Here is an 11,918-nt window from a genome sequence, read left to right on the forward strand (position 1 = left end):
ACCCTGTACGTGGCCCAGGGTGAGAATCCGATCGGCAATCGAAGATCGTGGAGACGCCGGGCCGCCCCTGTCCCGCGCGTAACCCCTGCTCGTTGGAGCGAGGTACGTATGCGCTTGGTGCGTGGACTGATCGCGGCGGCGTTGGCGGGGACGGTGTTGACAGCGCCTCTACAGGCGTCCGCCCAGCAGGCGGCGCAACCCGTACGGACGGTTGATCCGGCCCGTCCCGCCGAGCAGCCGGACGGGGCGGAGCGGGCAGCGCTCGCGCAGGCCCGCCAGGACGGCAGGCCGGTCAAGGTCGAGTCGATGCGCAGCGAGACCCGCCAGGTCTTCGCCCAGCCCGACGGCACGCTCATGATGGAGGTGAACGCCCGCCCGGTACGCGTCCGCAAGGCCGACGGCTGGGTCCCGGTGGACACCACGCTCCGGCTGCGCCCCGACGGCGCGGTGGAGCCGGTCGCCGCGGCGGTCGATGTGACGTTCTCCGGCGGCGGCACCGTCCCGCTGGCCAGCCTGTCGCGCGGCGCCAAGACCCTGGAGCTCGGCTGGCAGGGCAACCTGCCGAAGCCCGTGCTGAAGGGCGACACCGCCACCTACCCCGAGGTCATGCCGGGTGTGGACCTCCAGGTCACCGCCGACGTGGACGGCTTCTCACACCTGCTGGTGGTCAAGTCGCGGGCCGCCGCGGCCGGGCTGACCGAGCTGGCCTTCCCGCTCTCCGTCTCCGGCATGTCGCTGAAGTCGGACAAGGCGGGCAACGTGGAGGCCGTCGACACGAGCGGCGGCACGATCTTCGTCGCGCCCACCCCCAAGATGTGGGACTCGGAGGGCATCAGCAGCCCGCAGGCGCTCAAGGAGGGCCGCTCCCCTGAGGCCAGGGAGGCCACGATGGGCGTGGAGCTGACGGGCCGCCAGCTGCGGCTCAAGCCCGACAGGGCCATGCTCACGGACCCGGAGACCACGTTCCCCGTCTACCTGGACCCGTACTTCTCCGCCAACCGCGGCTCGTGGACGGCGGTCTGGAGCAACTGGCCCAACTCCAACTACCTCAACTCCAGCGACGTCGCCAGGGTGGGCCACGTCGAGTCGCAGAAGAACCGTACGTTCTTCCAGATGGCCAGCGGCTCGACCATCCACGGCAAGCAGATCATCAAGGCGACGCTCCGTACGTACGAGACGTGGTCGTACTCGTGCAGCGCCCGCAAGGTCGAGGCCTGGGGCACCGGCGCGATCAGCAAGAGCACCACCTGGAACAATCAGCCGGCCTGGACCAGGCTGCTCTCCACCGTGAACGTGGCCAAGGGCTGGGGCGCGTCCTGCCTGCCCGGCGGCGTGGAGTTCGACGTGACGTCGTGGGCCGCCGACGCCGCCGCCAAGAACTGGTCCACCATGACCATCGGCCTGCGGGCCACCAGCGAGACCGACCAGTACGCCTGGAAGAAGTTCAGGAACAACCCGACCCTGGTGATCGAGTACAACTCGCTGCCCACCGCCCCCGTGGCGGCCGACGCGTGGTCCGACCCGGGCGGCCCCTGCGTCTCCGGCGACAGCCGGCCCATCATCAGCACGGCCACCCCCAAGCTGTGGGCCAAGCTGAAGGACGCCGACAACACGGTCAGGGGCCGGTTCGAGTGGTACAGGGCCGACGGGGTGAAGGCCGGCGAGTATCTCACCCCGATGGGCTCGACGGGCACCGCCTTCTCCGCGACCGTCCCGAACACCCTCTACGCCGACGGCGCGCTGATCCGCTGGCGGGTCCGCGCCGAGGACGGCCAGGCCAACAGCGCATGGAGCCCGTGGTGCGAGGCCACCGTGGACGCCACGGCCCCCGGCCGGGAACCCGCGGTCTCCTCGCCCCAGTACGCCGAGAACGCCTGGACCGACGGCGTCGGCCTGGCCGGTACGTTCGCCTTCGCCCCCAACGGCGTCACCGACGTGGCCGGTTACGTCTACGGGCTCGACACCACGCCCAAGGCGGAGGTCCCCGCAGGCCCGGACGGCGGCGCCACGATCCAGCTCACCCCGCGTCACGACGGTCCCAACGTCCTGGCGGTGCGCAGCAAGGACCGCGCGGGCCAGCTCGGCCCGATCCGTACCTACGTCTTCAACGTCAACCCGGGCCGCGCCCCGAGCGGCCACTGGGCCCTGGATGAGGGCACGGGCCAGGTGGCCCGCGACGCCACCGGCGCCCACCCGGCCACGCTTTACGGAGGCACCTGGACCACCGGCAGGACCGGCAGCGGCCTGCGCCTGGCGAGCGCGTACGCGCAGACCTCGGGCCCCGTCGTGGACACCTCGAAGAACTTCACCGTCACCGCCTGGGCCCGCCTCACCGGCACGGCCGCCACCGCCACCGTCGTCACCCAGGAGGGCACCAGGACCGGCGCCTTCGCCCTGCAGTACTCCAAGACGGACGACCGCTGGGCGCTGACCCGCCCGGGTGCCGACGCGGACGGCGCAACGGCCGTGCGCGCCCTGTCCCAGGCCGCCCCCAGGCTCAACGAGTGGACCCACCTGACCGGCGTCTACGACTCGGCCGCCGGCCAGCTCTCGCTGTACGTCAACGGCAGGCTGGAGTCCACGGTGGCCTACACCCAGCCCTGGAACGCCACCGGCCCCGTCACCATCGGCCGCGGCCGGGCAGCCGGCGTCGCGGCGGACTACTGGCCCGGCGACGTGGACGAGGTCCGGCTCTACGGGCGGGCCATGTTCGCCGACGAGGTCGCCGACCTGGTGAACAGCGCCGCCACCCTGGTCGGCCACTGGAAGCTGGACGAGGAGTCCGGCCTGACCGCCGCCGACTCCTCGGGCCGGGCGACCCCCGCGACGCTCTCCGGCGCCGCCTCGTGGACCTCCGGCTGGCTGGACGGCGCGCTCGCGCTCGACGGCGTCACCGGCCACGCCCAGACCACCGCGCCCGCGGTGAACACCAAGGGCGGATTCACCGTCGCCGCCTGGGTGCAGCTCGACTACCTGCCCACCCGTGACACCACGATCGCGGCCCAGCCCGGCAGCCGGGCCGCCGGGTTCCAGCTCGGCTTCGACAAGGAGCAGCAGCGCTGGGCCCTCGGCATGGCCGCCGCCGACACCGACACCGCCGCCCTCGTCCGTACCCGCTCCGACGCCGTAGCGTCCCCGCTGGAGTGGACGCACGTGGCGGCCGCGTACGACCCGCTGGCCGGTGAGCTGCGCATCTACGTCAACGGCCAGCTGTCCACCACCACGATCACCGACCACGTGAGCGCCTGGAACGCCACCGGCCCGCTGCAACTGGGCCGGACCAAGGCCGCGGGCGCCTTCACCGGCTACTGGCCGGGCACCCTCGACGACATCCGCCTGTACGACGGCGTGCTGAACGCCGAACAGATCGCTCAACTAGCCGCCCAGTAACTCGACCGCCCAGCAAGCCCCCCCGACTGGGAGAGATTCATGGACCCCCAGAGCGAGTTCGACCTGCCGGAATCCCGCTGGAATCGTTTACCGGACCCCACGGAAACCGACCTCCCCGACCCCTACTGGAATCGTTTTCTCCATCCCAAGGCCGAATCCCGCTGGCCCCGCCGGCTGGCCGCCGTCCTGACGATCGTCGTCGCGCTGCCGCTCGTTCACGCGCTGCCGGCCGCCGCGGCGCCCCGCCCGGCCCCGTCGGTGCAGCGTGAGACCCCGGTCACGGGCGGCAAGGTCCCCGTCAAGCCGCCGCTGGAGAACCCGGTCACGGAACAGGCATGGAAGGCGCCACCTGCCGTCACCTGGCCGAAACCCCAGGTCGCGGAGCTGGGCGGCAGCACGGACACGGCCCGGACCATGGCGGCCGGCTTCCCCGTGAAGCTGGCCCCCGCGCCGGACGAGACCGAGACCGCCAAGGGCGCGGTGGCCAAGGCCGCGGCGGAGCCCGCTCCCGTACGTGTCGAGCTGCTCGACACCGACCTGCTCGGCCTCGCGATGCGGGTCACCCCGGGCGGGCAGGACGGCGCGCAGGCGGCGGTGGCCAGGTCGGCCACGAAGACCCGGCTGCAGGTCGACTACTCCGGCTTCCGCTACGCCTTCGGCGGCGACTACGGCGCCCGGCTGCGGATGGTCAAGCTGGAGGAGTGCGCCCTGACCGGGGCCGCGAACTGCGCCCGGCCACAGCCCCTGAAGAGCGAGAACAACGCGCAGGACGGCACGCTGACCGCCGAGGTCGAGACCTCCGGCCTGTACGCACTGATGGCCGGCCCCGCCGGCCAGTCCGGCGACCACGCGGCCACCTCGCTGGCCCCCGCGGCGAGCTGGAGCGTGGGCACCCAGTCCGGCGACTTCTCCTGGAGCTACCCGATGCGCACGCCGCCCGCGCTGGGCGGTGAGGAGCCGGAGCTGTCGCTCGAATACTCCTCGCAGAGCGTGGACGGCCGTACCGTCTCGACCAACAACCAGCCCTCCTGGGCGGGCGAGGGGTTCGAGCTGAACCCGGGCGGCTACATCGAGCGCCGCTACAAGTCCTGCATGATCGACGGCAAGAAGACCGGCGACCTGTGCTGGGACCAGGACAACGCCACGATGTCCCTGGGTGACTCGGCCATCGAGCTGGTCAAGGACGCCACGACCAAGCAGTGGCGGCCCAAGCGCGACGACGGCACCCGCATCGAGGCCCTCACCGGCGCCACGAACGGCGACAACAACGGCGAGTACTGGCGCGTCACCACCCTCGACGGCGCCCAGTACACCTTCGGCCTCAACCGGCTGCCCGGCTGGGTGAGCGGCAAGCCGGAGACCAAGTCGGTGCAGACGGTGCCGGTGTTCGGCAACAACAGCGGCGAGCCGTGCTACTCCAGCACCCCGGCGAACGCCTGGTGCCAGCAGGGTTACCGGTGGAACCTGGACTACGCGGTGGACACCCACGGCAACGCCACCACCTACTGGTACGAGCGCGAGACCAACCACTACGGCCGCAACTCCAAGCCCGAGTTGGGCACCCAGTACATCCGCGGCGGCTACCTGACCCGCATCGACTACGGCTACCTGAAGAACGAGCTGTTCACCAAGGCTCCGGCGGCCCGCGTGGTGTTCGACGTGGCCGAGCGCTGCCTGCCCAGCGGGACCGTGACCTGCGCCCCCGAGCAGCTCAAGAAGGAGACTGCCAGCCACTGGCCGGACGTCCCGTTCGACCAGATCTGCGACGCGGGCGTGAAGTGCACCGACCGGCTGGCGCCGACGTTCTTCTCCAGGAAGCGGCTGACCAAGATCACCACCCAGGTGCTCAACGCCTCCGGCCAGTACTACCCGGTGGACTCGTGGGCGCTCGCGCACCAGTTCCCGGCCCCCGGTGACGGCACGAGCCCGTCGCTCTGGCTGGCCTCCGTCCAGCAGACCGGCCACGTGGGCGGCACGATCACGCTGCCCAAGACCACCTTCGTCGGTGTCCAGCTGGCCAACCGGGTGGACAGCAACGAGGGCCGCGCCCCGCTGGTCAAGTGGCGCGTCCAGGCGATCGGCAACGGGAGCGGCGGCGAGCTGCGGGTCAACTACGCGCAGGCCGAGTGCCAGCCCGGCGCCGTGCCGGCCGCCGACAAGAACTCCAAGCTCTGCTTCCCGCAGCGCTGGGCCCCGCCGGACGAGTCCGAGGTCACCGACTGGTTCCACAAGTACGTGGTGTCGCAGACCGTCCAGGTCGACCGGGTCGCCGCTTCGCCCAACGTGGTCACCAGCTACGAGTACCTGGACGGCGGCGCCTGGCACTATGCCGACAACATCCTGGTCAAGCCCGAGCACCGCAACTGGTCGGAGTGGCGCGGGTTCGGCCGGGTCCGGGTCCGCGAGGGCGACGGGCAGGACACCAGGCGCACGCTCACCGAGTTCCGCTACTTCCGCGGCATGCACGGCGACCGCCAGGCCGACGGCTCCAAGCGCAGCGCGCAGGTCGAGGACACCGAGGGCGGCAAGCTGGACGACCTCGACCAGTACGCCGGGTTCGAGCGCGAGGAGATCATGTACGACGGCGACGGCGGGTCCCTCCTGACCGCTACCGCCGAGCAGCCGTGGTCGCTCAAGACCGCCGAGTCCACGCAGGGCGGCGTCACCAAGACCGCGTACGTGGTGCAGGCCAAGTCCATGGTCACCCGTACCGCGCTGGCGGGCGGCAAGTGGCGGCGGACCGGCGAGTCCCGCTCGTACGACACCAAGGGCCTGCTGACCCAGGTGGAGGACCAGGGCGACCTGTCCAGTGCCGACGACGACCAGTGCACCCGCTACACCTACGCCCGCAACGACACCTCCTGGATGATCGACTACCCCAGCCGGGTCCAGAAGGTCGCGGCGAGCTGCGCCACCGGCGTGGCCAAGCTGGCCGCCGACGAGGTGATCTCCGACGAGCAGGTCCAGTACGACGGCCAGGCCACCGGCACCGCCCCGACCAAGGGTGACGTGACCGCGGTCCAGCAGCTCGCCTCCGGCGACGGCGCGACGATCACCGACAGCACCCACACCTACGACGTCTACGGCCGCGAGACCAGCGAGACCGACGCGGTCGGCGTCACGGACACCACCACCTACACCCCGGCCACCGGCGCTCCCGCGACGGAGGTCAAGGAGACCAACGAACTCGGCCACGTCGAGCGCACGCTGCTCGAACCGGCCTGGGGCGAGCCGGTCGTCCAGATCGACGCCAACAACCGGCGCGTGGACATGGCGTACGACGCGCTGGGCCGCCTGCTCAAGGTGTGGCAGCCCGACCGCAGCAAGGACGCCGGGCAGTCGCCCAGCACCGAGTACGTCTACGTGACGCGCGACGACGGCCCCAGCTACGTCACCACGAAGACGCTGCGCGGGGACGGCGGTTACACCGTCAGCCACGAGCTGTACGACGGCCTGACGCGCGAGCGGCAGACCCAGGAGTCCGCGCCCCGCGACGATCAGACGAGCGATCCGGCGCTGCGTGACGGGCGGACGATCACCGACACCTTCTACAACTCCCAGGGAGAGCAGTACAAGTCGAACACCGGCTACTTCGCCACCGGCACCCCCTCCACCGACCTGCTGGCGGTGGCCGACGCCGACGTGCCCACCCAGGTCGTGTCGACCTTCGACGGCTCCGGCGAGCTCAACGCCCAGATCCTCATGGCGAAGGGCAAGGAGAAGTACCGGGTCACCGCCAAGCAGGAGGGCGACCGGATCCACATCACGCCGCCGGACGGGGGCACCGCGACCACCCGCATCGGCGACACCGATGACCGGCTGATCGAGCTGCGCCAGTACAAGGGCAAGACCCCGACAGGCGAGTACGAGGCCACCAAGTACACCTATGACCACGCGGGCCGGCTGGCCACGGTGACCGACCCCGCGGGCAACGTGTGGCGCCACTTCTACGACGTGCGCGGCCGGGAGATCAGAACGGAGGACCCGGACAAGGGCGTCACCACGACGACCTACAACGACGCCGACGACGTGGTCACCACCACCGACTCCCGCGGCAAGACGCTGTGGTACGGCTACGACGACCTGGGCCGCAAGACGGCGCTGCGCGAGGGCTCCGCGACCGGTCCGCTGCTGGCCGAGTGGAAGTACGACGCGCTGGCCAAGGGCCACATGAACGCCAGCATCCGCTACGTGGGCGGGCAGGCGTACACGACGGCGATCACGGACATCGACACCGACTACCGCCCGCGGCGCGAGACGGTCACCATCCCCGAGCGTGAGGGCAAGCTGGCCGGCTCGTACGTGCTCAACACCCGCTACACGCTCGACGACCAGGTCCAGTCCGTGAGCTTCCCGGCGGGCGGCGGCCTGGCGGATGAGTCGGTCGTCTACTCCTACGACGAGCTCGGCCAGCCGACCACGGTCACCGGCCTGTCGGCGTACGTGTCGGCGACCCGCTACTCCAAGCTCGGCGAGACGCTGCAGTACGAGCTGGGCACCGGGACCAGGAAGACCTGGCTCACCTACACCCACGACGAGGGCACCCGCAGGCTGACCGGCATGCGGCTGGATCGGGCCGGCGCCTCCGCCACCGACCTGGACCTCCGCTACAGCTACGACGCCGTCGGCAACATCACCAAGATCGCCGACCAGGCCGGTGGCCAGGACACGCAGTGCTTCACCCACGACTATCTGCGCCGCCTGACCTCGGCGTGGACGGCCACCGACGACTGCGCCTCGGGCTCGCCGCAGTCCGGCAAGATCGGCGGCGTGGCCCCGTACGCGGTCAACTACGCCTACGACGCCACCGGCAACCGGATCAAGGAGACCAAGCCCGCCTGGGGCGGCGCGTCCGAGCAGGTGCGCACGTCCACCTACCCGGCGCCGGGCGGCAAGCAGCCGCACGCGTTGCAGACCGTCGGCTCCGACCTCTTCCAGTACGACGAGGCGGGCAACACCATCAGGCGCAAGGTCGGCACCTCCGACCAGACCCTGGTCTGGGACGCCGAGGGCAACCTGGCATCGGTCACGGAGGCGGGCAAGACGACGTCGTACGTGTACGACGCGGACGGCAGCCGGCTGATCCGCCGGACGACGACCGACGCCACGCTCTACATCGACGACATGGAGCTGCGACTCGACCTCGCCAAGGACGCGGTCGAGCAGACCCGCTACTACACCGTCAACGGCGAGCCCATCGCGGTGCGCACGCCGGACAACCAGGTGTACTTCCTGGCCAACGACCACCAGGGCACCGCGCAGGCCGCGGTGAACGCCGGCACCGGCGAGCTGGCCGTCCGCAGGAAGACCCCGTTCGGCGAGGACCGGGGCTCACCACCGCCATGGTGGCCGGGGCAGCGCGGGTTCGTCGGCGGAACGCAGGACCCGACGACCGGACTCGTCACCCTCGGGGCCCGCGAGTACGACCCCAAGAACGGCCGGTTCATCTCGGTCGACCCGGTCATCGACGAGGAGGACCCGCAGCAGCTCAACGCCTACGCCTACGCCAACAACAGCCCCGTCACCATGAGCGACCCCGACGGGCAGCTGTTCTGGATCGTCGTCGGCATCGCGGCCAGGATCGCGGCACAGGCCATCGCCAGGAGGCTGGCGGCGGCCGCGGCCAGGCGGGCGGCGCTCGCGGCGGCACGGGCGGCGGCCAGGCGCGCGGCCATCGCGGCGGCCAAGCGCAGGGCGGCGGCACTGGCCAGGAAGAGGGCCCTGGAAGCGGCCAGGAAGCGGGCCGCGGAGGCGGCGCGGAAGAAGGCCCTCGCGGCGGCCAGGAAGAAGGCGGCCGAGGCGGCCAGGAAGGCGAAGGAAGCGGCGGCGAGGCGGCGGGCCGCGCTGGCGGCCAGGAGGGAGGCCAGGAGGAAGGCGGCCGAGGCGGCGGCGAAGCGGCGGGCCACTCTCAGGGCCAGGGAACGGAACCGGCGGGCGGGCAGGCTCCCGGCCGGGATCCGGCACGCTCGCAGCCGTCCCGCGCAGCGGCCGACCAGCCATCGGGCGGCCCAGCGGCCGGCGCCGCCCAGGGCGAGCAGGCAGCCGGCGCAGCCGCGGCCGAGCCAGACCTACCGGCTCGACGGGACGACCCAGCAGACGCAGTCCTACACCGTCTACGGCAACGGCCGGATGTACCCGGAGGGCCGGCCGCCGTCGAACCTGCCGCGCGGCGGCGGCTCCGGCCAGGGCGAGAAGCAGCTCTTCCGGCCGGATGAGATCTCGCCGTCGAACACGAGGACCGGCACGGTCGCGGAGACTGGCGCCCGGGTGGTCCGCTGGTACGACAAGAGCGGTCTCGACGACGCCATCGACCTGCTGGGCGGCTTCTTCGGCTTCTAGCAGGAGGCCACCAGCCCGGGCCGGTATCCGCTGCCTGCCCGGGCGGGTGGCCGCCACTCGCCCGGGCCGGTGTCCGCTGCCTGCCCGGGCTGGTGTTCGTCACCGCACGGTGGTTCGTACCCCGCCACCGTCGGTGGCTTCGGCGCGGGGCTCTCATGGGCCCCGCGCCGTTGACGTTCCTCGGGCCACTGATCATAGAATATTGTTCGGTTCCGATGTGAGGAGGCAGCGGTGGGCGCGTTCGATCTCAGCGGTAAGCAGGCGCTGGTCACCGGGGCGTCGAAGGGGATCGGCAAGGCCATCGCGCTCGCGTACGCCGAGGCCGGGGCCGACGTGGCGCTCGTGTCCAGGTCGGCCGGGCTGCTCGCCGAGGTGGGCAAGGAGGTCGAGGCCCGGGGGCGGCGCGCCGTCGTCATCCCCGCCGACCTCACCGACCGGGAGGCCGCCGCCGGAGCCGTGGCGGCGGCGATCGACGGGCTGGGCCACCTCGACATCGTGGTCAACAACGCGGGTGGCTCGAACTTCCTCGTCGAGTTCAAGGACCTGCGGCTGGCCGGGTGGGACAAGCTCATGCGGCTCAACCTCGACTCCGCCATGGCCGTCTGCCACGCGGTCGCCCCCCACCTGCTGGAGCGGGGCGACGGCGTGGTCATCAACGTGGCCTCGGTCGCGGCGCTCGGCGCGCCCCTGCTGGCCCCCTACGCCGCGGCCAAGGCCGGGCTGGTCGCGCTGACCAGGACGCTGGCCGTGGAGTGGGCGCAGGCGGGCGTGCGGGTCAACGCCCTGTGCCCCGGATGGACGGCCACCGACCTCAACCGCAACCTCTGGGAGGACGAGACCACGGCCGCCGCCACGGTCGCCACCGTGCCGATGCGGCGCTGGGGGACGGTGGCGGAGATGGCCCAGCCGGCCGTGTTCCTGGCGAGCCCGGCGGCGGCGTACATGACCGGCCAGGTGCTGTTCGTGGACGGCGGCGCCACCGCCATCTGAAGGGCGCGCCGGGGTGGGGGAGGATCCCGGCGCGGCCGGGTTCCGTCCCCGACGGGGGCGGGTGCCGTCCCGGCGCGGCCTCACGGGCGGGGTTTCCCCCGGCGCGGCCTCCGCCCGCCCGACGCCCGCGCCCGACGCCCGACCGACGCCCGCGCCCGACGCCCGCCCTCCGCCCGCCCGGCGCTCGCCCGGCGCCCGTCCGGCGCCGATCGGGGTGATCTCGATCGATGGGCCAGGCCGGGTTTATGGCGAATTTTGGCTGATTGTTCCTTTTTGGGAAGGTTCAAGGAGGCTGGTTGGATTCATTGGGGGATATCGGCATACGTCGGAGAGTGATTGTCGCCGGGAACCGGGCTACCGTGTGGTCCGTGCAGCTCTACACGAGATCGTCCGGGACCGGGCTCCCGGTTGTGTTGCTTCACGCGTTCCCGCTGTCATCGGCCATGTGGCTGGCCCAGCGGGAGGGGCTGGCCAAGGTCTGCCGGGTCATCACACCTGACCTGCGCGGCTTCGGCGGTTCGCGGCTGGGCGAAGACGAGCCATCACTCGACCTGATGGCCGACGACGTCGCCAGGCTGCTGGACGGGGAGGGCATCGAGAGGGCGGTGGTCGGCGGGCTGTCCATGGGCGGCTACGTCACCATGGCGTTCTGCCGCCGGCACCCCGACCGGGTGCTCGGCGTGATCCTGGCCGACACCAAGGCGAGCCCCGACCCGCCCGCGGCGCGGGACAACAGGGAGCGCATCGCTCAGGCCGTGCTGGCCGACGGCAGCGAGGTGCTGGTCAGCGAGGTGCTGCCGGCGCTCATCGGGCCGACGACCAAGGAGCGGCGGGCCATGGTGTTCGGGCGGGTCAAGGGTCTGGTGCAGTCCGCACCGCCGGGCGCCGTGGCCTGGGCGCAGCGGGCGATGGCCGCGCGGCCCGACTCGTTCGAGACGCTGAGAGAGCTGAAGGTGCCGCTGCTGGTCGTGGTCGGCGAGGAGGACGAGCTGTCGCCGCCCGCCGACGCCGAGGCGATGGCGGAGGCCGTGCCCGAGGGCAGGCTGGAGATCATCCCGAAGGCCGGTCATCTGAGCGCGGTCGAGCAGCCGGAGGCGTTCAACGCGGCGGTGACCGAATTCCTCCGGACGGAGCTCTCCAAGACGAACCGCTGACCGGACCCTTCGGGACGGGGCGGTGAGGTCGCGGGCCGGGGTGTG

The 11,918-nt window shown here is 71.8% G+C and carries 4 protein-coding genes; all 4 read left to right on the forward strand.

The features are described from left to right. Positions 1-108: 108 nt before the first annotated feature. The 4 genes from BLS95_RS24690 (at position 109) to BLS95_RS24705 (ending at position 11,873) form a co-directional block, all read left to right on the forward strand. Positions 109-3,390, forward strand: a complete 3,282-nt coding sequence (locus BLS95_RS24690) for a LamG-like jellyroll fold domain-containing protein (RefSeq protein ID WP_090935588.1) — start codon at positions 109-111, stop codon at positions 3,388-3,390. Between the two features lie 39 nt (positions 3,391-3,429). Further along, positions 3,430-9,729: an RHS repeat-associated core domain-containing protein gene (locus tag BLS95_RS24695; RefSeq protein WP_090935591.1), complete on the forward strand. Its 6,300-nt coding sequence runs from the start codon at positions 3,430-3,432 to the stop codon at positions 9,727-9,729. A 231-nt stretch (positions 9,730-9,960) separates the two neighbouring features. Next, positions 9,961-10,719, forward strand: a complete 759-nt coding sequence (locus BLS95_RS24700) for an SDR family NAD(P)-dependent oxidoreductase (RefSeq protein WP_090935594.1) — start codon at positions 9,961-9,963, stop codon at positions 10,717-10,719. 410 nt (positions 10,720-11,129) lie between these two features. Continuing rightward, a complete protein-coding gene (locus BLS95_RS24705; protein WP_281250034.1) occupies positions 11,130-11,873 on the forward strand; it encodes an alpha/beta fold hydrolase in 744 nt (247 codons plus the stop codon). The last annotated feature ends 45 nt before the right edge of the window (positions 11,874-11,918 follow it).

It is taken from the genome of Nonomuraea jiangxiensis (genome assembly GCF_900099965.1).
In the GTDB taxonomy this organism is placed as follows: domain Bacteria; phylum Actinomycetota; class Actinomycetes; order Streptosporangiales; family Streptosporangiaceae; genus Nonomuraea; species Nonomuraea jiangxiensis.